A 23,743-nucleotide genomic window follows, 5' to 3' on the forward strand; every position below is an offset into this window, starting at 1 on the left:
CCATGGGCGCGTACCGCGAGAGCATCGCCGACCCCGAGGCGTTCTGGCTGCGCGCTGCGGCGGCCATCGACTGGCACACCCCGCCCCGGTCGGCACTCGACCACACCGACCCGCACGCGTGGCGCTGGTTCCCGGACGGGATGCTGAACACCAGTCACGAGGCCCTCGACCGGCACGTCGACGCCGGGCACGGCGACCGCCCCGCACTCATCTTCGATTCCGCGATGACGGGGACCCGGCGCCGGTTCACCTACACCGAACTTCGCGACGAAGTGGCCACGCTCGCCGGCGCGCTGAGATCGCTCGGCGTGGAGTTCGGCGACCGCGTGATCATCTACCTGCCCATGATCCCCGAAGCGCTCGTCGCGATGCTGGCCTGCGCGCGGATCGGCGCCGTGCACTCGGTCGTGTTCGGCGGCTTCGCGGCGGCGGAGCTGGCTGCCCGGATCGACGACGCCCAGCCGACGGCACTGCTCACCGCTACCGGCGGCCTGGAACCCGGCCGGACCGTCGACTACCTGCCGACCGTGTCGAAGGCGTTGGCGCTGAGCGCCTCTCCGCCGTCGACCGTCATCGTCAAGCACCGGCCCGAGGTCTCCGCCGACGCCGTGACGCCCGCCGGTTGGCTCGACTGGGACACCGTGGTGGCCGACGCCGCACCGGTCGACGCCGTACCCGTCCCCGCCAACCATCCGCTGTACGTGCTCTACACCTCGGGGACCACCGGCAAGCCGAAGGGCGTGGTGCGCGACCACGGCGGACACGCCGTCGCGATGGCGTGGTCGATGGCGTCGATCTACGACGTACACCCCGGCGACGTCATGTGGGCGGCGTCGGACGTGGGCTGGGTCGTCGGCCACTCGTACATCGTCTACGCGCCGCTCATCGCCGGTGCCACGACGGTGCTCTACGAGGGCAAGCCCGTGGGCACCCCGGACGCGGGCGCGTTCTGGCGGGTGATCACCGAGCACGACGTCAACGTGCTGTTCTGTGCGCCGACGGCCCTGCGCGCCATCCGCAAGGAGGACCCCGACGGCGCCCTGCTCGCGGACTACGAGATGCCCTCGCTGCACACGGTGTTCGCCGCGGGCGAGCGACTCGATCCGGAGACCTACCACTGGGCCGCCAATAGGTTGGGCCGGCCGGTAGTCGACCACTGGTGGCAGACCGAGACGGGATGGTCCATCTGCGCCAACCTGCGTGGGCTCGAGCCGATGCCAGTGAAGCCCGGTTCGGCGTCTCTGCCGGTGCCCGGCTACCACGTGAAGGTCGTCGACGCCCACGGCGGCGACGTCGCGGCCGGGCAGGAGGGCAACATCGTCATCGCGCTGCCACTGCCGCCCGGATCGCTACTCGGACTGTGGAACTCGCCGGAACGCTTCGTCGACTCCTACCTCCGCGCGTTCCCGGGTCACTACGCCACGGGCGACACCGGCTACTTCGACGACGACGGCTACCTGTTCGTGCTCGGACGCAGCGACGACGTCATCAACGTCGCCGGTCACCGCCTGACCACCGGATCGATGGAGGCCGTCGTCGCCACGCATCCCGCGGTGGCCGAGTGCGCGGTGATCGGCGTCCCCGACGCACTCAAGGGTGAACGTCCCGCCGCCTACGTCGTGCTCAAGTCGGGCGCCACCGTCGACGCACAGACGCTGCGCGCCGACGTCGTCGCACTGGTCCGCGACCAGATCGGACCCGTCGCCGCACTCAAGGACGTGTTCGCGGTGCCCGCCCTGCCGAAGACGCGGTCGGGCAAGATCCTGCGCCGCACGATGCGCCAGATCGCGGCCGGTGAGGAGTACGCGGTGCCACCCACCATCGAGGATCCCGGAGTGCTCGACGCGCTGGCCGCCGCGACGGTGCCGAGCGGGTGACCGGCGCGCGACCTCTGCCGCTCGGCCTCCCCGTAGGGTGAGCGGGTGCTCGACTACGTCCGCGATGCCGCGGAGATCTACCGCCAGTCGTTCGCGACGATCCGCGCCGAGGCCGACCTGGCCCGCTTCCCCGACGACGTGTCCCGTGTCGTCGTCCGGCTGATCCACACCTGCGGGCAGGTCGACGTCGCCGACCACGTGGCCTTCACCGACGACGTCGTGACCCGCGCGCACGCGGCGCTGGCCGCCGGGGCGCCCATCCTCTGCGACGCCTCGATGGTCGCGTCGGGCATCACCCGCGCGCGACTGCCCGCCGACAACGAGGTGGTCCCGCTGGTCACCGACCCGCGCGCGGCGGACCTGGCCGTCGAGCTGGGCAGCACGCGCTCCGCGGCGGGCGTCGACCTGTGGGCGGAGCGGATGGGTGGCGCGGTGCTCGCGATCGGCAATGCGCCGACCGCGCTGTTCCGGCTGCTCGAACTGATCGACGAGGGCGCGCCCGTCCCGGCCGCCGTGCTCGGCGGTCCCGTCGGATTCGTGGGGTCGGCGCAGTCCAAGGACGAGTTGATCGCCCGACCCCGCGGGATGGCCTACCTGGTGGTGACCGGCAGGCGGGGCGGCAGCGCGATGGCCGCGGCCGCCGTGAACGCGATCGCCAGCGAGCGCGAATGACCGCACGCGGCAGGCTGTGGGGCGTCGGGCTCGGCCCCGGCGACCCGGAACTCGTCACCGTGAAGGCCGCCCGGGTGATCGGCGAGGCCGACGTCGTGGCGTATCACAGTGCGCGACATGGCCGCAGCATCGCTCGCGGCATCGCCGAGCCGTACCTGCGGCCCGGTCAGATCGAGGAGCACCTGGTCTACCCGGTGACGACGGAGACCAGCGACCACCCGGGCGGCTACGCGGGCGCGATGGCCGACTTCTACACCGAGGCGGCCGAGCGGATCGCCGTGCACCTCGAGGCAGGCCGCGACGTAGCACTGCTCGCCGAGGGCGATCCGCTGTTCTACAGCTCCTACATGCACATGCACACCCGGCTGACGGAACGCTTCGAGGCGATCATCGTGCCCGGCGTCACGTCGGTCAGCGCGGCCTCGGCCGCGACGGGCACACCGCTGGTGCAGGGCGACGAGGTCCTGACGATCCTGCCGGGCACCCTGCCGCCCGCCGAACTCCGCCGCCGGCTGCTCGACACCGACGCCGCCGTCATCATGAAGCTCGGCCGCACGTATCCCGCTGTGCTTCGGGCACTCTCGGAGGCAGGCCGGCTCGATCGGGCGTTCTACGTCGAACGGGCCAGCACCGAACGGCAGCGCGTGCTGCCCGCCGCCGACGCCGATCCCGAGTCGGTGCCGTACTTCGCGATCGCGATGGTGCCCGGAATGGCGCCGTCGCCGGATTCGCCACCGGAACCGGCCGGCAGCGTCGCCGTCGTGGGCCTGGGCCCCGGCGACGCCGAGTGGATGACGCCGCAGTCGCGCCGTGAGCTGGCGGCGGCGACCGACCTCATCGGCTACGCCCCCTACCTCGACCGCGTCGGCGTCCGCGACGGTCAGACACTGCACCCCAGCGACAACACCGACGAGCCCGAGCGTGCCCGGCTGGCCTGTTCGCTCGCCCGGGAGGGTCGGGCGGTGGCCGTCGTCTCCTCCGGTGATCCCGGCGTGTTCGCGATGGCGACCGCGGTGCTCGAGGAGGCCGAGGCGTGGCCGGACGTCGACGTGCGGGTCATCCCGGCGATGACGGCGGCGCAGGCCGTGGCGAGCCGGGTCGGCGCACCGCTGGGACACGACTACGCGGTGATCTCGCTGTCGGACCGCCTGAAGCCGTGGGACGTGATCGCCGCCCGGCTCACCGCGGCCGCCACCAGCGACCTGGTCCTCGCGATCTACAACCCGGCGAGCAAGACCCGCACCTGGCAGGTCGGTGCGATGCGCGACATCCTGCTCGAGCACCGCGATCCCGGCACCCCGGTCGTGATCGGCAGGGACGTATCCGGGCCGCGCGAGCACGTGCGCGTCGTGCGGCTGGGCGACCTCGACCCGGCCGACGTCGACATGCGCTGCCTGCTCATCGTCGGCTCGTCGCAGACCCGGTGGCACTCGAACGGTTCGGGTGACCGCGTGTTCACCCTGCGCCGCTACCCCGACTGAACGACCCGCCGCAGGCCGTCGACCACCGTTGACAGCTGTCAGCACCGCCGATAGTGTCCGGCCTCGTGACGTCGGACCCGGGTATGGCCGTATCGATTCCGCGCAGTCCCGCCGACGTGACGCCGGAGTTCCTGACCGCGGCGCTCGGCACCAACGTGACCGCCGTCGAGGCCGAACCGATCGGCACCGGGCAGACCGGTGCGACGTACCGCCTGACGGTCACCTACGCGCGGGACGTCGACCTGCCCCCGACCTTCGCGGTGAAGCTGCCCTCGCAGGACGAGACCGTGCGCGAACGCGTCGCGCTCGGATACCGCGCTGAGCACGCCTTCTACACGCGGATCGCGGAGTCCGTCCGCGTGCCGATGCCACGGATGTACTACTGCGACATCTCCGACGACGGCGGCGACATCGTGCTGCTGCTCGCCGACATGGCCCCCGCGGTGCAGGGCGACCAGATCGGCGGCTGCGACGCGACCGAGGCCGAACTCGCCGTCCGCGCCATCGCCGGCCTGCACGGACCGACGTGGTGTGACCCTGCCTGGGCCGACTTCCCCGGTCTGGTGATGCCGCTGGCAACCGCCGACATCGCCAAGGGCATGGGCGACCTCGCGGTCATGGCCACCCAGATCACCCTCGACCGGCTCGGCGACCGGATGGCCGACGAGAACCGTTCGACCGCAACGCAGTCCATGGCCAAGGTGACGCCGTGGCTGCTCGCCGAGCCGGGTCGGTTCTCGCTGATGCACGGTGACTACCGGCTCGACAACCTGCTGTTCACCCCCGACCGGACCGCGATCACGGTGGTCGACTGGCAGACCCTCGGCGCCGGTCTGCCGGCGCGCGACCTGGCCTACTTCACCGCGACCAGCCTGCTGCCGGATTTGCGCGCCGAACTCGACGAGCACCTGGTGGCCGCCTACCACGACGAACTGCTCGGGTATGGCGTGACGGACTACGACCGCGACGCGTGCTGGCGGGACTACCGACTGGGCATGCTGCAGGCGCCGCTGATCACCACGCTCGGCTGCGCGTTCGCCGGCAACACCGAGCGCGGCGACGAGATGATGCGCGTCATGCTCGAACGCGGCTGCCAGGCGATCCGCGACCTCGACAGCATGGACCTGATCACGAGGCGCTGACCTCGCGCGCCCGGACCCAGGACACGGCCTCGTCGACGGTCGCCACCACCTCGACGCCGTCGGGCAGCGGGGGTCGTTCCACCATCACGACCGCCACCCCGAGGTCGGCAGCCGCGTCGAGCTTCGCGTGGGTCATCGCACCACCGCTGTTCTTGGTGACCAGCACGTCGATCCCGTACCGCTGCAACAGGTCCCGTTCGCCGTCCACGTGGTAGGGGCCGCGGGAGAGCAGCAGCTCGCAGTCAGCGGGCAGCGTGTCGGGGTCCGGCGCGGTGACCGCGCGGATCAGGAACCACGCGTCGACGCCGGCGAACGCCGCGGTGCCGGATCGGCCCGTGGTCAGGAACACCCGCCGGTGGCCCCGTTCGGCGACGACGCGGGCGGCCTCGACGTCGGACCCCACCACCACCGCACGGCCGGGTGCCCACGCGGGCCGGGCCAGCACCAGGTGGGGCACCTGCGAAGCGCGGCACGCCGCCGTCGCGTGCGCGGTGATGGTCGCGGCGAACGGGTGGGTGGCGTCGACGACGGCGTCGACGGCGTTGTCGGTCAACCAGTCCCGAAGTCCGGCCGCGCCGCCGTAGCCACCGATCCGCACCCGTCCGACCGGTAGCGCGGGATCGGGCACGCGGCCGGCGAGCGAGCTGATCACCTCGACCTCGTCGTGCAGGCGGGCGGCGAGGGCGCGCGCCTCACCGGTACCGCCGAGCAACAGCAGGCGCACTAGTGCCGACTCCCCCGGCGACGGTCCGCGGAGTACAGGTAGCTGTCGGTGCCGCCGACGCCGTCCGCGGCCAACACGTCGCCGACCACGATCACCGCAGTGCGGGTGACGTTCGCGGCGTGCATCCGCTCGGCGACGTCGGCCAGGGTGCACCGGATCACCGTCTCCTCCGGCCAGCTGGCGAATGCCACCACGGCACAGGGCGTCTCGGGCGTGAACCGCCCGGCGACCAGCTCGAGCACGATGGCGTCGATCTGCGCCGCGGCGAGGTGCAGCACCAGTGTCCCGCCCGTGGTGGCCAGCGTGCGCAGGTCCTCCCCCGGCGGCATGGCGGTCGACAGCGTGGCGACGCGGCTCAGGACGACCGTCTGCGCGACGCCGGGCACTGTCAGCTCCCGGCCCAGCGTGGCGGCCGCGGCGGCGAAGGCGGGTACGCCGGGCACCACCTCCCAGTCGATGCCGCGCGCGTCGAGGCGTCGGCACTGCTCGGCGATCGCGCTGTACAGCGACGGGTCCCCCGAGTGCAGGCGGGCGACGTCGTGGCCCGCCGCGTCCGCGGTGGCCAGCTCGTCGACGATCTGGTCCAGGTTCAGCGGTCCGGTGTCGACCACCCTCGCGTCCGGCGGGCACAGCGCCAGCAGGTCCGCGGGCATGATCGAGCCGGCGTAGAGGCACACCGGACAGCGCTCGATCAGCCGGTGTCCGCGCACGGTGATCAGGTCGGCGGCGCCCGGTCCGGCGCCGATGAAATACACGGTCACGGCTTGCTCGCGATCCACTGGGTGACGGGCATGGCGGGCCGCCAGCCGGTGAAGCCGCCGACGGGTTCGCCGCGCGAGTGCTGGAAGCGGCGCAGCTCACCCCCATGGCGTGAATACCACTGCGCCAGAACGGCCTCCGATTCGACCGTCACCACGTTGGCGACGATCCTGCCACCCGGAGGGAGACGGTCCCAGCACGCGTCGAGCAGTCCTGCTTGACTGACCCCGCCGCCCACGAAGACGACGTCGGGCGCCGATTCGGCGTCGAACGCCCCCGGTGCGCCGGTCCGTACCGTCACCGCGGCGCCGAAAGCCGCGACGTTGGCGACGATCCGCGCGCGCCGCACCTCCGAGCGCTCGAACGCGATTGCGCGGCAATCCATCCCGGCACGGCACCACTCGATGGCGATGCTCCCCGAGCCGGATCCGACGTCCCACAGCATCTCGCCGGGCCGTGGCGCGAGCGCCGCCATCGTCACCGCCCGCATCGACTGCTTGGTGAGTTGGCCGTCGTGCTCCAGCGCGTCGTCGGGCAGCGTCGCCAGCACACGCTCCTCGGGTAGGTAGCGCACGGCGATCACGTTGAGCGCGTCGACGCCCGTCGGCGGGCGCGACGCCCACTCGCGCGCCGTGGCGGCACGACGCAGTTCGGTTGGACCGCCGAGCTGTTCGAGCACGGTCATCTCCGACTCGCCCCGGCCGGTGTCGGTCAGCAGTCGCGCCAGCGCAGCCGGGCTGGAGCCGTCCCGGGACAGGACGACGGCGCGGCCACCGCGACGCACCGCGGTGTGCGGCTCGGCGGTGACGAGGCTGATGATCTCGGTGTCCTGCACCGGCCACCCCACCCGCGCGCACGCCAGCGTCACCGACGACACGTGCGGCAGCACCGCGACCCGCTCGGCGCCGTGCACTCGGATCAGCGCCCCGCCCACGCCGTGCAGCAGCGGATCCCCGCTGGCCACCACGTGCACGTCGCCGTCCACGTCGTCGAGCAGCGTGCGCAGCGCGGGCAACATCGGCGACGGCCACTCCCGGCGCACCGCGGTCACGGACGAGTCGAGCAGCTCCAGCTGCCGGCTCGAGCCGTAGACGACCGTGGCGCGGTGCAATTCGGCTCTCGACGCCGGTGCGACGCCCGCCATCCCGTCGGCGCCGATGCCCACCACGACGATCATCGGGGAAGTCTCCGCCACACCGCACGCGGCATCAACCGGAGCACCACCACCAGCGCGCCCAGCGCCCTCGGCACCCAGATCTCGGTCCGCCGACCGGCGAGTGCCTTCGCCGCCGCCTCTGCCACCTGGGCCGGGGTGCTCGACAGCGGGGCAGGCGACATGCCCTCGGTCATCCGGCCGATCACGAAGCCCGGCCGGACGAGCAGCAGCCGCACCCCCGACCCGTGCAGCGCGTCGGTGAGACCGCGGGCGAACCCGTCGAGACCCGCCTTGGCCGACCCGTAGACGTAGTTGGCCCGGCGCACCCGCGCGCCGGCGACCGACGAGAACACCACGAGGTCGCCGCGACCCCAGCCGCGCATCGTGGCGGCGAGCACCGTCAGCAGGCTGACCTGTGCGGTGAAGTCGGTGTGGACGATGGCCGCCGCGTGGGCGGCGTCGCCCTCCGCGCGGGCCTGATCACCCAGGATCCCGAACGCCACGACCGCGGTGCCGATCCGGCCGTGATCGGCGACGATGGACGCCACGACCTTCGGGTGCGACGCCAGGTCGTCGGCGTCGAACTCGACCGTGTGCACCGCCCGGGCGCCCGCCGCCGTCACCGCGGCGACCTCGTCGTCCAACTGATCGGCACGACGCGCGGCGAGCACCACCGTGGCCCCGGCGGCGAGCCGGGTCGCCAGCTCGACCCCGATCTCGCTGCGGCCGCCGAACACGACCACCACGCCGCCCGCCGGCGGTTCCTCGCGCAGGCCGTCCCGGGCCGTCGTGTCCTCCATGGCTGCGATTATGTCCTGCGCTAGGTTGGACCCCGATGGCTACTTCCGGTCGCAAGGCAACGACCCGGCTCACGAACGACGCGATCGCGTTCCTCACGGAGCGCCATCTCGCCATGCTGACCACGCTGCGGTCCGACGGCTCACCACACGTCGTGGCGGTCGGCTTCACGTTCGACCCGAAGACGCACATCGCCCGGGTGATCACGACCGGCGGGTCGCAGAAGGCGGTGAACGCGGCCGAGCGCGGCGTCGCGGTGCTCAGCCAGGTGGACGGCGCGCGGTGGCTCTCGCTGGAGGGCAAGTCGACGGTCAGCGGCGACACCGAACCCGTCCGCGACGCCGAACTGCGCTACGCACAGCGCTACCGGACCCCGCGGGTCAACCCGCGACGCGTCGTCATCGAGGTCCGCGTCGAGCGCGTGCTCGGCTCGTCGGAACTGCTCGACCGCTCCGGTGACTGATCGGCTCCGCCGACGGGGCGACTAACGCCGCACCGGCACCACGACCAACTCGTGCGGCCGGTCGTTCATCGACAGCGCGCCGTCCTCGGTGACCACGACGATGTCCTCGATGCGCGCGCCCCACTCGCCGGAGAAGTAGATCCCCGGCTCGACACTGAACACCATGCCCACCTCGAGCGGCAGGTCGTTGCCGGCGACGATGTAGGGCTCCTCGTGCACCGACAGACCGATGCCGTGCCCGGTGCGATGGACGAAGACGTCGGCGAGGCCCTCGGCGGCGAGCACATGGCGCGCGGCGGCGTCGACCTGCTCGGCGGTCACGCCCGGCCGCACCGCCGCGACCGCAGCCCGCTGCGCTCGCTCCAGCACGGCATAACGGCGTGCGACGTCCTCGGCCGGTTCCCCGATGCTGTACGTGCGCGTCGAGTCCGAGTTGTAGCCGGGCTCGTACGGCCCGCCGATGTCGACCACGACGACGTCGCCCTCGAGCAGTTCGCGATCGGAGCACTCGTGGTGCGGATCGGCGCCGTTGGGCCCGGATCCGACGATGATGAACGCCACCTCCGAATGGCCTTCGGCGACAATCGCTTCCGCGATGTCGGCGGCGACGTCGGCCTCGGTGCGGCCCGGGACCAGGAACTCGGGCACCCGGGCGTGGACGCGGTCGATCGCCGCACCGGCCTTGCGCAGCGCGTCGATCTCGGCGGCGTCCTTCACCATCCGCAGCCGGCGCAGCACGTCGGTGGCGAGCACCGGCACCACGCCGAGCACGTCGGCGAGCGGCAGCAGGTGCAGTGCGGGCATGGAGTCGGTGACGGCGGTCGCGACACCGAGGCCGCCGAGGGTGTCGGCGACCAGGGCGTAGGGGTCGTCGCCGTCCACCCAATCCCGCACGGCCAGGCCGAGATCGGGAACCGCGGACTCGCGCAGCGCCGCCAGCTCCATCCGGGGGACGACGATCGTCGGCGCCCCGGCCGCGGGCAGCACGAGCGCGGTCAGTCGTTCGAACGTCTGGGCGCGAGACCCCAGCAGGTAGCGCAGGTCGTACCCGGGCGTGATGATCAGCCCGGCAAGGCCGGCGGCCGCGGTGGCCTCCTGGGCGGCGCGCAGTCGATCGGCGTACACGTCGGTGCTGAATCGTCCACTGTTCTCGACGTCGGAGTCCATGTCTTCGAGGCTAATCGGCGCCCCGGTACGTGGCGACCTCGACCAGGTTGCCGTCGGGATCCCGGCAGTAATGCGACGTCATCGGGCCCCTGGCGCCGGTCCGCGAGATCGGGCCCTCGGTGATCTCGACACCGCGGGCGCGCAGCTGGTCACCGACCTCGGCGGCCTCGGCGTCGACGATGAAGCACAGGTCCAGCGAGCCCGGGGCGTCCGCCGCGGCGGTGACCCAGCCCTCGGCACCGGTGGGACGGACGTTGATCTTCTGGCCGCCGAACGTCAGCGACACCCGGCCGTCGCCGTAGGATTCGCGCCGCATTCCGAGCACCCGCACGTACCAGTCGGCGGTCGTCTCGACGTCGTGGCAGTTGAGGACGACGTGGTCGATGCTTTCGACGGCGAAGGTCATACCCCACGCTACTGTCACTCGGGTGAGCGCACCCATCCTGCTTCTCGACGGCGCGAGCATGTGGTTCCGGTCCTATTTCGGGGTGCCGTCCTCGATCACGGCGCCCGACGGCAGGCCGGTCAACGCCCTGCGCGGATTCCTCGACACCGTTGCCACCCTCATCACCCGGGAGCGGCCGTCACGCCTGGTGGTGTGCCTCGACCTGGACTGGCGGCCGCAGTGGCGGGTCGACCTGATCCCGTCGTACAAGGCGCATCGTGTCGAGAAGGAGCACACCGGCGGCGAGCCCGACGTCGAGGAGGTGCCCGACGAGCTGACCCCGCAGGTCGACATGATCATGGCGATGCTCGACGCGTTCGGCATCGCCACCGCGGGCGCACCGGGTTACGAGGCCGACGACGTGCTGGGAACGCTGGCGACCCGCGAGCGGACCGACCCCGTCGTCGTGGTCAGCGGTGACCGCGACCTGCTGCAGCTCGTCGGCGACGAGCACGTGCCGGTGCGGGTGTTCTACATCGGCCGGGGGCTGTCGAAGGCGATCACCTTCGGGCCGAAGGAGGTCGCCGAGACCTACGGCGTGCCGCTCGACCGGGCGGGTACCGCCTATGCCGAACTCGCGCTGTTGCGTGGTGACCCGTCCGACGGCCTGCCCGGGGTGCCTGGCATCGGGGAGAAGACCGCCGCGACGCTGCTCGCCCAGCACGGATCGCTCGAGGCGATCGTCGCCGCGGCCAACGACAAGACCTCGAAGATGCCTGCCGCACAGCGGAAGAAGCTCCTGGCGGCCGCCGACTACATCGCCGCCGCCGAGCCGGTGGTGCTGGTGGCACGCGACGCGCCCGTGACCGTCTCGGGCGACTCGGACGTGCTGCCGCTGACCGCGAAGCACCCCCGCAAGGTCGCCGAACTCGCCGCGGAGTACGGCGTCACCTCGTCGATCGGCAGGCTGCAGAAGGCGCTCGACGATCTGCCCGGCTAGGTGCCGGCGTCACGCGAACATGGCGCGATGGGTGAGTGCCCACGTCCCGTAGTCGATCGGGTCGCGTCCGGTGATGGTCGCGACCGCGTCGGTGACGACGGCGTCTTCGGTCACTTCGAAGGCCCACTGCCCCATCAGAAGATCCAGGTAGGCCGGGGGCAGGACGCGCCCGTACAGCGTCCGGGCCGCGGGCTCGGAGATCTCGTCGACGTCGATCGGCTCACCGATTGCGGCACCGATGAGTGCCACCTGCCTGCGCATCGTCAGGGATTCCGGCCCGGTCAGCACGATCCGCCGGTGGTCCAGGGCGTCTGACGTGAGACTCCGCACGGCGACGGCAGCGATGTCCTCGTCGGCGATCGGGGCCTGCCGAGACTCGGGGAACGGCAGGCGAACCAACCTCTCCGCACGAATCTGTTCGCCCCAGAAGCGCACCGCGTTGCGGGCGAAGGCACCCGGACGCAGGCAGACGCACGTGAAACCGCCGTCCACCATCGCGTTCTCCACGGCGAGGTGACGTTCCCGGTTGTACTCGACGAACGGCTCGTCCCGCGTGGTGTCGATGGTCGACAGGACGACCACCTTCTCGACTCCCGCCGATCTGAATTCCGTTACGAGGGCGGGTAAACCATCAGGCTCGGGGAAGGAGTACAGGAAGACGGCCCGCACGTCGTGCAGTGCCGCCCGCAGCGAACGCGGTTTCGCGAGGTCGCCGACGAACAGATCGGGCTCGGGCATCGGAACGCCGCTCGGGTTGCGGCACAACCCTCGAACGGGCGCACCCGAACGTCGCAGCGTCTCGATGATCGCGGAGCCGATGCCGCCGCTCGCACCCGTCACAAGAACGCTCATGGGTACCTCCTCGTGGTTGGTCGACGTCTTCGACGCTACGAGCGCTCCGACATTTACACCAATCATTCGTTCTCATGGCTAGAATCACCGTCGTGAATCTCGCGTCGGTCGACCTCAACCTGTTCGTCGTGCTGCGGGCCGTCCTGGACGAGGGCAGCGCGACGAAGGCGGCGGCGCGGCTCAACGTGACCCAGTCCGCGGTGTCGAATGCCCTTGCCCGCCTGAGGATTCTGCTCGACGACCCACTCGTCGTGCGGACGGGCCGAGGACTCGCACCGACACCACGTGCGCTCGCCATTGCGCCTCGCCTCTCGGCGGCACTGAGCGCACTGGAAGAGCTGACGAGTGATCTCGCCGCGTTCGATCTCGCCACGACCCGTCGCACGTGGACCATGGCGTTCGCCGAACTGTACGGGCCGACCCTGCTGCCCGGCCTGTATCAACGGATGCAGGCCACCGCGCCGGAATCGTCGTTGCGCGTCATCACCTTGGACCGCATGGCCGCCACCAATGCGATGGAACTCGGAGACCTCGACCTCTACCTGGGCATCGCCGCCGCAATACCGGCGGCATGGCGGTCAGAGCCGGCGTTCACCGACGGCATCGTCGGGATCGTGCGCGCGGGACATCCGTTGGCGCATCGGGACTTCTCGCTCGAGGACTACCTGTCGATCCCGCACGCTCACGTGCGCGTGACACCCGAGCGAGGGGGCGAGGTGGACGATGCGCTCGCCCGGATCGGGCGCACGAGAAGGGTCGTCGTGACCGCGCCGCACTACAGCTCGGCCGTCCCGGTGGTGGAGTCCAGCGATTGCGCCACGGCGATCCCGCGCAGGCTCGCGAAACACTACGCACGCACGCGGGGTGTCGAGATCTTCGAGATCCCGCTGACACTGCCCGGATACGACATCCGGTTGCACTGGCATGCACGCGTCGACGCCGACCCTGGCGTTGCCGCCCTCAGGTCGATGGTCCACGACGTCGTGGCGACCCGCTGACCAGCCGGCTGAACCGCCTACTTGGGTCGGCCGACCTCGTAGGTGCCGTCGTCGTCCTGGAACGTGACGGTGACCTGACGCTTGGTGCCGTCGATGCTGACCTCGCAGGAGAAGGTGTCACCCTTCTTCACCTGAGGATTGGCGCCGTCGTTGCACTTGACGTCCGAGACGTTCTTGGCACCGTATCCGTTCGCCTCGTCGCCCAGCACCTGCGCGACGCCGGTCTGCGCGGCGTCGACGTCGAGCTGCTTCTCGACGAACCAGCCCGGGGTGAAGAAGCCGAGGACGACGACCACGATCACGACGAGCGCGAGCACACCGCCGGCCACCGCGAGGATGAGCTTCGACGACGACTTCTTCGGGCCGTCACCCGGCGCCCCGTACTGACCGAACTGCTGATCGGGCTGACCCGGCTGGCCGAACTGGCCCGGCTGCCCGTACTGCGGCTGGCCGTACTGGCCCGGCTGCTGACCGTACTGCGGCGGCTGACCGTACTGACCCGGCTGCTGGCCGTACTGCGGCTGGCCGTACTGGCCGGGCTGGCCGTACTGCGGCTGCTGGCCGTACTGCGGCTGCTGCCCGTACTGCTGCTCGGGCTGCGGCGGCTGATACGAGGTGGGGCCGTACGCCGTCGGCTGCTGACCGAACTGGTCGGACGGCGAGTACTGCTGCGGGTTGTACGCGGGCGGCTGCTGCTGCCACGCGGGAGCATCACCTGCGGGCTGATCGGGAGTGGCGTTCTGCTGCTGCCAGGCGGGCTGGTCGCCCTGCGGCGACTGCTGACCCGACCACGGCTGATTCGGGTCGGATCCCTGCGGTCCGCTCATCGTCTCTCCTTGATGATTGCTCGCTCTGGCGATTGTGTTGGTAACCGAAGCGCTGGCAACACACTACCCTGCATCAACTGCGACGACGCCGCGCCGAATGTCGGTGATGGCGCGTTTCGCGGCACTGCGCAGAGGCGCGGACGGGGCCGCATTGCGCACCTGATCGAGCAGGTCGAGAACCTGTCGGCACCACCGCACGAAGTCTCCTGCGGACAGCGGCGATCCGCTGCCGTTCGCGTCGGATGCGGCGAGCGCCGCCGACAGATCGCCTGTCGTCGCCCAATGGTGGATGGCCACCACGAAACCCGGATCGGTCTCCCGACTGGGCGCCAGGCGATGCCTCTGCTCGTCGGAGCGGATCTCGGCGCAGGTCTTTCGGGTCTGCGACAGGGCGCGACGCAGCGGCGTGGTGATCGACTCGACCCCGGGTGCCGCGCCGGGCGTGTCGCCGCGGGACTCGTACAGCACCGACGACAGCACCGCCGCGAGTTCGGCCGGCTTCAACCCCTCCCACGTGCCCTGCCGGAGGCACTCGGCGACCAGGAGGTCGCTCTCGCTGTAGATGCGCGCCAGCAGCCGGCCGTCGTCGGTCACCACGGGGTCGCCTGCGCCGCAAGTGTCGTCCTCGGACTCGGCCACGAAGCCGCGTTCGGTGAGGAGCAGCAGGATGCGGTCGAAGGTCCGCGCCAGCGAATTCGTCGCCGAGGACACCTTCTTCTCGATGTCGGCGTTGTCCCGCTCGATGCGCAGGTACCGCTCGGCGACCCGCACCCGCTCCTCGCGGTTGGGCTCGTGGTGCGCCGGGTGGTTGCGCACCTGCTCGCGCAACCTGGCCAGTTCGGGATCGATGTCCGGTTCGCCCTCGGCGTCGCGTCGTGACCGGCGCGACGGAACGTCGAGAGACGCTGCGGCCGAACGCAGCGCGGCCGCGACGTCGCGGCGCACCCGGGGCTGGCGGTGCTCCACGCGCTTGGGCAGTGACATCGTGCCGAGCTTCGACGACGGGCCCGTGTAGTCCGCCGACGAGATCCGCCCCGCCCAGCGCTCCTCGGTGAGCACCAGCGGCCGCGGATCATCCGCGTCGCCGGCGGGTTCGAGGACGACGGCGACCCCGCTGCGCCTGCCCTGCCCGATCGCGATGACGTCGCCCCGCTTCAGGGCGGCCAGCGCGTCGTTGGTCGCCTTGCGCCGCTGCAGGCGCGACGACCGCGACTGCGCCCGCTCCCGTGCCGAGACCGCCGCACGCAACCGCGCGTACTCCAGTACCGGCGCATCCCTGCCGCCCAGCTCGGTGGCGATCTCGTCGAGCATCTTCTCGCCCCGTGTGACGCCGCGGACCAGACCCACCACCGACTTGTCCGCCTGGAACTGCGCGAACGACCGTTCGAGCAGTCTGCGGGACTGCTCTGGACCCATCTGGCCGAGCAGGTTGATGGTCATGTTGTACGACGGCGCAAAGGAACTGCGCAGCGGGAACGTGCGGGTCGAGGCCAGCCCCGCGACGTCGGCCGGCTCGACGCTGGTGTCGTTGGGCTGCCACAGGACGACGGCGTGGCCCTCGACGTCGATGCCGCGCCGGCCGGCGCGACCCGTCAGCTGGGTGTACTCCCCCGGTGTCAGAGGGGCGTGCTGTTCGCCGTTGTACTTGACCAGGCGCTCAAGGACGACGGTGCGGGCGGGCATGTTGATGCCGAGAGCCAGTGTCTCCGTGGCGAACACGGCCTTGACCAGCCCGGCGGTGAACAGTTCCTCGACGGTGTGCCGGAACACGGGCAGCAGCCCGGCGTGGTGGGCCGCCATGCCGCGGAGGAGGCCCTCGCGCCATTCGTGGTAGCCGAGCACGACGAGGTCCTCCTCGGCGAGATCGGCGCAGCGCCGGTCGATCACCGAGGCGATGCGCCCCCGTTCCTCCTCGGTGGTCAGCCGCAGCGGCGAGCGCAGGCACTGCTTGACCGCGGCGTCACAGCCCACCCGGGAGAACACGAACGTGATCGCGGGCAGCAGACCCTCGCGGTCGAGCGTCCCGATGACGTCCGGACGGGCCGGTGGCCGGTAGATGGTCGGCCGGCCACCCCGGTCCCTGCCGCCCGACCGGCCGCGCCCTCGCGGCTGCCAGTCCGACATCCGGTCGGACTCCCGGCGCAGCGAGATGTGGCGCAACAACTCCTTGTCCACCAGCGTCGTACCGGGGCCTGCCTGACCGCCCTCGAACAGATCGAACAGGCGTCGGCCGACGAGCATGTGCTGCCACAGCGGCACGGGCCGGTGCTCGTCGACGACGACGGTGGTGTCGCCGCGCACCGTCTGGATCCAGCCGCCGAACTCCTCGGCGTTGCTCACTGTCGCCGACAGGCTGACCAGGCGGACCTCCTCGGGGAGGTGGAGGATGACCTCCTCCCAGACCGCGCCGCGCATCCTGTCGGCGAGGAAGTGCACCTCGTCCATCACGACGTGGGAGAGCCCGTGCAGCGCAGTCGAGTTCGCGTAGAGCATGTTGCGCAGGACTTCGGTGGTCATGATGACGACGTCGGCGTCGCCGTTGATCGACTGGTCCCCCGTCAGCAGGCCGATGCGGTGGGCGCCGTAGCGCCGGACCAGATCGGCGTGCTTCTGGTTGCTCAGGGCCTTGATCGGCGTGGTGTAGAAGCACTTCCGGCCTGCGGCGAGCGCGAGGTGGACGGCGAACTCACCGACGACCGTCTTGCCCGCGCCGGTCGGCGCGCAGACCAGCACGCCGTGGCCGGATTCCAGCGCGCGGCAGGCCCGCAGCTGGAAGGGGTCGAGTCCGAACGGCAGTTCCGCGGCGAACCGGCCCAGTTCGCCGGGCAGCGACGACTCAGGTGGCTTGGTCATCGACCGTCAGTCGGGACGGATCGGGAACGGGACTCGGCGCGCCGACGTCCTCGGTCTCCCCGATCGGGGCGGCCTCGTCGTCGGGCGTGTCGAGACCCGCTCGGCGGGCCTTGCGGCGGTCGTTGAACCGGGCCACCTGGATCGCGAGTTCGAGCAGCAGGGACAGGGCGCACGCGAGCGCGAGCATCGAGAACGGGTCCGAACCCGGCGTCGCGAATGCGGCGAACACGAACATGCCGAAGATCAGCCCGCGCCGCCATGCCTTCAACCGCTCGTAGGTGAGGATCCCGACGAGGTTGAGCATGATGATCAGCAGCGGGAACTCGAAGCTGATGCCGAATACCAGCAGCAGGTTGAGCAGGAAGCTGAAGTACTGGTCGCCGGAGAGTGCCGTGACCTGGACGTCGCTGCCGACCGTGAGCAGGAAGGCCAAGGCCTGCGACAGCACGACGTAGGCGAGCACCGAGCCGGCGATGAACAGCGTCGCCCCGAAGCCGACGAACACCGACGCGAAGCGGCGCTCCTTCTTGTACAGGCCGGGGGTGATGAACGCCCAGATCTGGTGCAACCACACCGGGCAGGCGAGGACGACGCCCGCGGTCAACGCGACCTTGAGGCGCAGCATGAACTGGTCGAACGGCGCGGTGGCGAGCAGCCGGCACTCGCCGTCCGGCGCGATCGTCGCGCGCGACGACGCGGGCAGCGAGCAGTAGGGCTGGCGCAGCCAGTCGCCGAGGCTCGGCGTGCCGAATATGCCGTGGGTGTACCAGAAGAAGCCGAGGGTCGTCGTGAAGACGACGGCGACGACGGCGATCAGCAGTCGATTGCGGAGTTCCGCGAGGTGGTCGACCAGCGACATGGTGCCGTCGGGATTGACCCGCGAGCGTCGACGACGCGGATCCAGCTTCGTGAAGAGACCGGGTGTGCGCACGGGGGGTCCGGAAGGCACCGACTAGCGACGCGACGTGTCGTCGCGGTCGCCGGGGGCGTGGCTCAGGCCGTGCGCTTGTCGGAGGGCTCGGCCACCGGATGCGCCGTGGGCTCGGAACTCGGAACGACGCGCTCCGAGGCGATCGGCGTCGCGGGAGCATCGGTCGCGTCGGGCTTGCCGTCCGACTGCATTTCCTTGATCTCCGACTTGAAGATGCGCATCGACTTGCCGAGCGAACGTGCTGCGTCGGGCAGCTTCTTGGCGCCGAACAGCAGCACGAATACTGCGATCACGATCAACCAATGCCAGGGTTGCAGACCACCCATTTCGGTCACCTCCAAGTGTCGTCGCCGAGTCTACCCGCCGACTTCGGCCCCACCGAGTTCGTACGCCTTCAGCGCGGCGACCGCAGCTTCGCGCACCCTCTCGACCAGCGATTGCGGCTCTAGCACCCGCACACCGGAGCCGAAGCCGAGCACGAACCGCGCCATCCAGGCGTCCGACGCGTACGTCATGGTCGCCTCGCAGGTGCCGTCGGCCAACTCCCGCTCGACGCGCAGCGGGTAGTAGTCGAACATCCACGATGCCGACGGCTCGATCAGGAGCGTCGCCGACGGGAGCGACGGATCACCGTCGAACAGCGACGTGTCCGGCCCGGCGGCGACCGCCGGCTCGGGCGGCGCCGAGCGCTCCTCGAGTTCGCGGGCGTCGACGATGCGGTCGAACCGGAACAGCCGTACGCCCTCGGCCGACCGGCACCACGCCTCGAGATAGCTGTGGTCACCGACCAGCACCACGCGGATCGGATCCACGACGCGCGTCGTCAGGACGTCGTGCGACGCCGAGTAGTAGTCGATGGAGAGTGCGTGGTCGTCGCGCACGGCCGACCGCACTGCGGCCGCGGCCGAACTCTCGACGGGCGCGGGCTCGTCCGACGCCGCGGCGACGCCCCCCTCCTGACCGCTGGCCGTGCCCGCCGCGGACTCGATCTTCGCGATCGCGCTGCGCGCCGCGGCCGGGTCGACCATGCCGGGCACCTCCAGCAGCGCCCGGAGCGCGACCAGGATGCCGGTGGCCTCGGGCGACGTCAGCCGCAGCGGGTGGTCCATCCCCGCGGAGAACGTGACCTCGATGGTGGTCCCGTCCATCTCGAAGTCGATCAGGTCGCCCGGGCCGTAGCCGGGCAGCCCGCATAGGAACAGCTGCGTCAGGTCCTCCCGCAGCTGGTCCACCGTGACGCCGAGGTCGATCGCCGCCTCGTCGTAGGTGATCCGGGGGTTGGCCTGGAAGTACGGCACCATGTTGAGCAGCCGCACCAGGCGCGTCGAGACACTGGTCACGGGCGCTCCGCCCCGCTGTTCGCGGCGACCTCGGCCGGCGCTTCCACCGGTCGCGCCCCCATTCCCGCTTGGGCGCGCAGCCGGGCGATCACGTCGTCCCGCAGCGACGGTGGGTCGAGCACCAGCGCATCGGCGCCGTAGCTGGCCACCTCGCGGGCCAGCCTGTCGTGCATGCCGATGTCGATCGCCAGCTCGTCACCGGCGCGGCCGCCGACGGTCCTGGCGGTCGACCCCGTCGCCGAGCGTCGCAGCGCGGTGCCACGCCCCTCCGCGACCCAGACCCGTGCCTGCGCGCCCGGCGGCCACTCCGCCACCGCACGGTGCACGATCTCGCGCAGATCCACGCCCTCGGGTCGTACGACCTGGTCGCGCGGGCCGATCGCCGTGACCTCCGACCCGACGCGGGACAGCCGGAACGTCCGGGTGTCGTCTCGGTCGCGGTCGTGGCCGACCAGGTACCAGCGGCCCCGGTAGGTGACCACGCCCCACGGTTCGACGGTGCGGGTGGTGTACGGGGCGGTGCGCGAGGATCGATGCTGGAACTGGACGGCCTGACCGGAGTCGATGGCGTCCAACAGGATTCGCAGCACGTCCTCGGAGCCACGCAACCCGGGCATCGCGGCCGACGTGCTGATCATGACGTCGCTGTCGGGCGCGTCGACGTCGACACCCGCGGCCCGCAGCTTGAGCAGCGCACCCTGGGTGGCGGTGACCAGTTCCGGCGACTCCCACAGCTGGGTGGCGATGGCGACCGCAGCCGCCTCGTCGGCGGTCAGTTCGACCTGAGGCAGCGCGTAGGCCTTCCGGTTGATCCGGTAACCCTCGGTGGGGTCCATCGAGGACACCTTGCCGGTCTCCAGCGGGATGCCGAGGTCGCGCAACTCGTTCTTGTCGCGCTCGAACATCCGGGAGAACGCCTCGTCGCTGGGGCTGTCGCCATAGCCGTAGACGGTCTTGCGGATGCGCTCCGCGGTGATGAAGTTGCGGGTGGACAGGAGTGCGATGACGAGGTTCATCAACCGCTCGACTTTTGAGATCCCCACTGGTGAAGCTTAATCCCCCGCCGCGGTGTCCCGGCCGCACGCATGGCGCGCGCCCGGCCTCATCACATGCTGGCGATGAGCCGCTTCACCCGCTCGTCGACCGACCGGAACGGGTCCTTGCACAGCACGGTGCGCTGCGCCTGGTCGTTGAGCTTGAGGTGCACCCAGTCGACGGTGAAGTCCCGGCCCGCCGCCTGCGCGGCGCTGATGAACTCGCCGCGGAGCTTCGCGCGCGTGGTCTGAGGCGGCTCGTTGACCGCTGCCTCGATGTCCTCGTCGGTGGTGATGCGGGCGGCCAGACCCTTGCGCTGCAGCAGGTCGAAGACGCCGCGACCCCGTTTGATGTCGTGGTAGGCGAGGTCGAGCTGAGCAATCTTCGGATCGGCCAGCTCCATGCTGTACCGGTCCTGGTAGCGCTGGAACAGTTTGCGCTTGATCACCCAGTCGATCTCGGTGTCCACCTTGGCGAAGTCCTGGCTCTCGACGGCGTCGAGCTGACGGCCCCACAGATCGACGACCTGCTCGATCTGGGCATTGGGCTCGCGGGTCTGCAGGTGCTCGACGGCGCGGCTGTAGTACTCGCGCTGGATGTCGAGCGCGCTGGCCTGCCGCCCACCCGCCAACCGGACCGGCCGACGCCCGGTGAGGTCGTGGCTGACCTCGCGGATGGCGCGGATCGGGTTGTCGAGCGAGAAATCGCGGAACGGCACGCCGGCCTCGATCATCTCGAGCACCAGCGCGGCGGTGCCGACCTTGAGCATCGTGGTCGACTCGCACATGTTGGAGTCACCGACGATGACGTGCAGGCGGCGGTACTTCTCGGCGTCGGCGTGCGGCTCGTCGCGGGTGTTGATGATCGGTCTGCTGCGCGTGGTGGCGCTGGAGACGCCCTCCCAGATGTGCTCGGCGCGCTGGCTGAGGCAGAACGTCGCCGCCTTGGGCGTCTGCAGGACCTTGCCCGCGCCGCAGATCAGCTGACGCGTGACCAGGAAGGGCAGCAGGACGTCAGAGATCCGGGAGAATTCGCCGGCGCGAACGATCAGGTAGTTCTCGTGGCAGCCGTAGGAGTTGCCCGCGGAGTCGGTGTTGTTCTTGAACAGGTAGATGTCGCCGCCGATGCCCTCGTCGGCCAGGCGCTGCTCGGCGTCGATCAGCAGGTCCTCCAGCACGCGCTCGCCGGCGCGGTCGTGGGTGACCAGCTGCACCAAGCTGTCGCATTCCGCCGTGGCGTACTCGGGGTGGGATCCGACGTCCAGATAGAGCCGCGCACCGTTGCGGAGGAAGACGTTGGAGCTACGTCCCCACGACACCACCCGGCGGAACAGGTAGCGCGCCACCTCGTCCGGAGAAAGGCGCCGGTGGCCGTGGAACGTGCACGTCACGCCGAACTCGGTCTCGATGCCCATGATTCGCCGCTGCACGTTCCCGAGCTTACGGGCTGGTGCCGGCGGAAGTGGGGAGAGCCGCCCCCTCGTGTCACCCGCCGCGCGTGACAGTCGTCCCGCCTTTCGTAACCGCGGGCGTCAGACCTTCGGCGAGCGTGCGTGTCTGCGGGCGACACGCCGGTTCGATACCTGAGTTTCCGCACCCTCGCAAATCCCTCAAAACTCTTCTGCCACAACGGTTTCATTCGTCACAAATGAGGCCCTCGATGTCAGACCATCGAACTAGTGTTCGAGGTATGTCCCGGGAATTGTCCGCCGCCGTCGCCGCGTTCCTCGCCGGTGTCGACGCGCTGGTCGCCGCGGACGTCGGCGGGTCCAGCCCGTCGGAACTGCTGGAGGCGTTGCACGACGTCGAAACAGCACACCGACGCGTCCCGGTCATGCAACACGCCGCCCTGAACCGCCTGAAGGCAGAAGCGAGCCCGCAGGACTTCGGCGACACGACACTGGTCAAGGCGCTGGCGTACCGGTCGCGGATCAGCACCGCGGAGGCGTCGCGCCGCTTCACCCGGGCGGCGAACCTCGGGCACCGACGGTCGTTCACCGGCGAGCCGCTTCCGCCGCTGCTCGAGCACACCGCCGCCGCCCAGGCCCTGGGGTTGATCGGCGACGAGCACGTCCAGGTCATCCAGTGGTTCTTCAAGAAGCTGCCCGCCCACGTCGACTTCGCCACCGGCCAGCAGGTCGAGCGGGAACTCGCCGAATTGGCCACGCAGTACGGACCCGAGGAGCTGTCCGGGCTCGCGGAGTACACGCTGACGGTTCTGCACCCCGACGGCGACTTCTCCGACGCCGAGTGCAAGCGCAAGCGGGGCATTGCGATCGGCAAGCAGCAGGCCGACGGCACGTCGTACGTCCAGGGATGGATCAGCGCCGAGTTGCGTGCGATGGCCGAGCCGCTGCTGGCGAAGTTCGCCGGCTACGGGATGTGCAACCCCGACGACGACGTCCCGACAGTGCCGGCTTTGGATGATTCTTACGACGACGGCTCCGGCGAAGCCAGCCCTGGAGAAGACGGGTCCGGGGACACCGAGGGTCAGCTCGCATTCGAACAACCTGAGCCCGCCTCCGAATTCGGGCCGGAACCCCCGCCAGACAATCCCCAGCCCGACTCGTTCGACGAGCCGGAACTCGAGCCCGCCAGGGACCCCGAACCGCAGCCCGACCCCTTCGACGAGCCCGCACCCACCTACCGCGACTACCGCTCTCAGCCGCAACGCAACCACGACGCCGTCCTCACGCTGTGCCGGACGCTGCTCTGCTCCGGAAAGCTCGGCAAGCTGAACGGCCTGCCGGTCACCGTGATCGTGTCGACGACGCTGCAGGAGCTGGAAAGAGGCGCAGGCGTCGCGCTCACCGCGGGTGGGTCGCGGTTGCCGATGGCAGACCTGATCCGACTGTCGGCTCGGGCGTACCACTACCTGCACGTGTACGACGAGCACACAGGCGAGACACTGCACCTCGGCCGCAGCAGACGCTGCGCCTCGCCGGCGCAACGCATCGCGCTGATCGCCAGGGAACGCGGCTGCACGCGACCGGGCTGCACGGTCGACGGCTATCACTCGCAGGTGCACCACGCCGTTGCCGACTGGAAGGACGGCGGCCGCACCGACGTCGGCGACCTGACCCTCGCCTGCGGTCCGCACAATCGCCTGGTCGACACGACCCGATGGAGCACCCGCAAGCGCGATAACGGTCTGACCGAGTGGATCCCGCCGCCCCAACTGGACACCGGCCAGTCCCGGATCAACCACTTCCACCACCCCGAACGGCTCATCGGCCCGGGGCGGGTGGACGACGACGTCCCATAGCGCTCGCAGACGCAGCAGG

22 protein-coding genes are annotated in these 23,743 nt (G+C 70.6%); 8 read left to right on the top strand and 14 right to left on the bottom strand.

The annotated features are described in order from the left end of the window. Nucleotides 1-2 precede the first annotated feature (2 nt). The 4 genes from G6N64_RS22460 (at nt 3) to G6N64_RS22475 (ending at nt 5,172) form a co-directional block, all read left to right on the top strand. Complete coding sequence (locus G6N64_RS22460) at nt 3-1,877, top strand: AMP-binding protein (protein WP_163802035.1); 1,875 nt, start codon at nt 3-5, stop codon at nt 1,875-1,877. A gap of 45 nt (nt 1,878-1,922) precedes the next feature. Further along, entirely contained in the window at nt 1,923-2,549 is a 627-nt protein-coding gene (locus G6N64_RS22465) for a precorrin-8X methylmutase (RefSeq protein WP_163799914.1), read from the top strand. Next, the gene (locus G6N64_RS22470; protein WP_163799916.1) at nt 2,546-4,030 is read left to right on the top strand and encodes a precorrin-2 C(20)-methyltransferase; all 1,485 of its coding nucleotides are present in this window, start codon (nt 2,546-2,548) and stop codon (nt 4,028-4,030) included. Before G6N64_RS22465 ends, G6N64_RS22470 begins: the two co-directional genes overlap by 4 nt. Nucleotides 4,031-4,113: 83 nt before the next feature. Beyond that, nucleotides 4,114-5,172, top strand: a complete 1,059-nt coding sequence (locus tag G6N64_RS22475; protein WP_163799919.1) for a phosphotransferase family protein — start codon at nt 4,114-4,116, stop codon at nt 5,170-5,172. Here the strand turns inward: G6N64_RS22475 and G6N64_RS22480 are convergent. From G6N64_RS22480 to dprE2, 4 genes are read right to left on the bottom strand one after another with little or no spacing between them, the layout of a single operon-like run. Beyond that, entirely contained in the window at nt 5,159-5,896 is a 738-nt protein-coding gene (locus G6N64_RS22480; protein WP_163799921.1) for a cobalt-precorrin-6A reductase, read from the bottom strand. The genes G6N64_RS22475 and G6N64_RS22480 overlap by 14 nt on opposite strands. Continuing rightward, nucleotides 5,896-6,657 carry a precorrin-4 C(11)-methyltransferase gene (gene cobM / locus G6N64_RS22485; RefSeq protein ID WP_163799922.1) on the bottom strand — a complete coding sequence of 254 codons (762 nt, stop codon included), beginning with the start codon at nt 6,655-6,657 and terminating at the stop codon, nt 5,896-5,898. Before cobM ends, G6N64_RS22480 begins: the two co-directional genes overlap by 1 nt. Continuing rightward, nucleotides 6,654-7,832, bottom strand: coding sequence for a precorrin-6y C5,15-methyltransferase (decarboxylating) subunit CbiE (gene cbiE / locus G6N64_RS22490; RefSeq protein ID WP_163799925.1), 1,179 nt, complete (start codon nt 7,830-7,832; stop codon nt 6,654-6,656). The genes cobM and cbiE overlap by 4 nt, the downstream gene beginning before the upstream one ends. Next, nucleotides 7,829-8,611, bottom strand: a complete 783-nt coding sequence (dprE2, locus tag G6N64_RS22495) for a decaprenylphospho-beta-D-erythro-pentofuranosid-2-ulose 2-reductase (protein ID WP_163799927.1) — start codon at nt 8,609-8,611, stop codon at nt 7,829-7,831. Before dprE2 ends, cbiE begins: the two co-directional genes overlap by 4 nt. Nucleotides 8,612-8,646: 35 nt before the next feature. Between dprE2 and G6N64_RS22500 the strand changes: the two genes are divergently transcribed. Further along, entirely contained in the window at nt 8,647-9,072 is a 426-nt protein-coding gene (locus G6N64_RS22500; RefSeq protein ID WP_163799930.1) for a F420-dependent biliverdin reductase, read from the top strand. 21 nt (nt 9,073-9,093) lie between these two features. Here G6N64_RS22500 and G6N64_RS22505 read toward each other — a convergent pair whose 3' ends face one another. Together G6N64_RS22505 and G6N64_RS22510 are read right to left on the bottom strand one after the other, a co-directional pair. Beyond that, the gene (locus tag G6N64_RS22505; protein WP_163799932.1) at nt 9,094-10,239 is read right to left on the bottom strand and encodes a M24 family metallopeptidase; all 1,146 of its coding nucleotides are present in this window, start codon (nt 10,237-10,239) and stop codon (nt 9,094-9,096) included. A 10-nt stretch (nt 10,240-10,249) separates the two neighbouring features. Beyond that, entirely contained in the window at nt 10,250-10,645 is a 396-nt protein-coding gene (locus G6N64_RS22510) for a VOC family protein (RefSeq protein WP_163799934.1), read from the bottom strand. Nucleotides 10,646-10,667: 22 nt separating this feature from the next. Between G6N64_RS22510 and G6N64_RS22515 the strand changes: the two genes are divergently transcribed. Further along, complete coding sequence (locus tag G6N64_RS22515) at nt 10,668-11,624, top strand: 5'-3' exonuclease (RefSeq protein ID WP_163799937.1); 957 nt, start codon at nt 10,668-10,670, stop codon at nt 11,622-11,624. A 9-nt stretch (nt 11,625-11,633) separates the two neighbouring features. On the opposite strand, the gene G6N64_RS22520 is transcribed toward G6N64_RS22515, so the two are convergent. Continuing rightward, nucleotides 11,634-12,476, bottom strand: a complete 843-nt coding sequence (locus G6N64_RS22520) for an SDR family oxidoreductase (protein WP_163799938.1) — start codon at nt 12,474-12,476, stop codon at nt 11,634-11,636. 92 nt (nt 12,477-12,568) lie between these two features. On the opposite strand from G6N64_RS22520, the gene G6N64_RS22525 reads away from it, so the two are divergent. Beyond that, entirely contained in the window at nt 12,569-13,474 is a 906-nt protein-coding gene (locus tag G6N64_RS22525; protein WP_163799939.1) for a LysR family transcriptional regulator, read from the top strand. Nucleotides 13,475-13,491: 17 nt separating this feature from the next. On the opposite strand, the gene G6N64_RS22530 is transcribed toward G6N64_RS22525, so the two are convergent. From G6N64_RS22530 to pafA, 7 genes are all read right to left on the bottom strand, one after another. Continuing rightward, the gene (locus G6N64_RS22530) at nt 13,492-14,301 is read right to left on the bottom strand and encodes a DUF4333 domain-containing protein (RefSeq protein WP_163799940.1); all 810 of its coding nucleotides are present in this window, start codon (nt 14,299-14,301) and stop codon (nt 13,492-13,494) included. Nucleotides 14,302-14,364: 63 nt separating this feature from the next. Continuing rightward, on the bottom strand, nt 14,365-17,154 hold the full coding sequence (locus G6N64_RS22535) for a DEAD/DEAH box helicase (protein ID WP_163799941.1): 2,790 nt from the start codon (nt 17,152-17,154) through the stop codon (nt 14,365-14,367). Further along, entirely contained in the window at nt 17,138-18,085 is a 948-nt protein-coding gene (tatC, locus tag G6N64_RS22540; RefSeq protein WP_163799942.1) for a twin-arginine translocase subunit TatC, read from the bottom strand. The genes G6N64_RS22535 and tatC overlap by 17 nt, the downstream gene beginning before the upstream one ends. Nucleotides 18,086-18,147: 62 nt before the next feature. Further along, entirely contained in the window at nt 18,148-18,411 is a 264-nt protein-coding gene (tatA, locus tag G6N64_RS22545; RefSeq protein WP_163802036.1) for a Sec-independent protein translocase subunit TatA, read from the bottom strand. Nucleotides 18,412-18,441: 30 nt separating this feature from the next. Beyond that, nucleotides 18,442-19,425, bottom strand: a complete 984-nt coding sequence (locus G6N64_RS22550) for a helix-turn-helix transcriptional regulator (RefSeq protein WP_163799943.1) — start codon at nt 19,423-19,425, stop codon at nt 18,442-18,444. Next, on the bottom strand, nt 19,422-20,468 hold the full coding sequence (locus G6N64_RS22555) for a helix-turn-helix transcriptional regulator (protein ID WP_163799945.1): 1,047 nt from the start codon (nt 20,466-20,468) through the stop codon (nt 19,422-19,424). Before G6N64_RS22555 ends, G6N64_RS22550 begins: the two co-directional genes overlap by 4 nt. Nucleotides 20,469-20,530: 62 nt before the next feature. Further along, complete coding sequence (pafA, locus tag G6N64_RS22560) at nt 20,531-21,889, bottom strand: Pup--protein ligase (protein WP_174266864.1); 1,359 nt, start codon at nt 21,887-21,889, stop codon at nt 20,531-20,533. A 260-nt stretch (nt 21,890-22,149) separates the two neighbouring features. Here pafA and G6N64_RS22565 point away from each other — a divergent pair, with 260 nt between their 5' ends. Next, the gene (locus G6N64_RS22565; protein WP_163799947.1) at nt 22,150-23,724 is read left to right on the top strand and encodes a DUF222 domain-containing protein; all 1,575 of its coding nucleotides are present in this window, start codon (nt 22,150-22,152) and stop codon (nt 23,722-23,724) included. The last annotated feature ends 19 nt before the right edge of the window (nt 23,725-23,743 follow it).

Origin of the sequence: Mycolicibacterium sediminis, assembly GCF_010731735.1 — a bacterium.
In the GTDB taxonomy this organism is placed as follows: Bacteria; Actinomycetota; Actinomycetes; order Mycobacteriales; family Mycobacteriaceae; genus Mycobacterium; species Mycobacterium sediminis.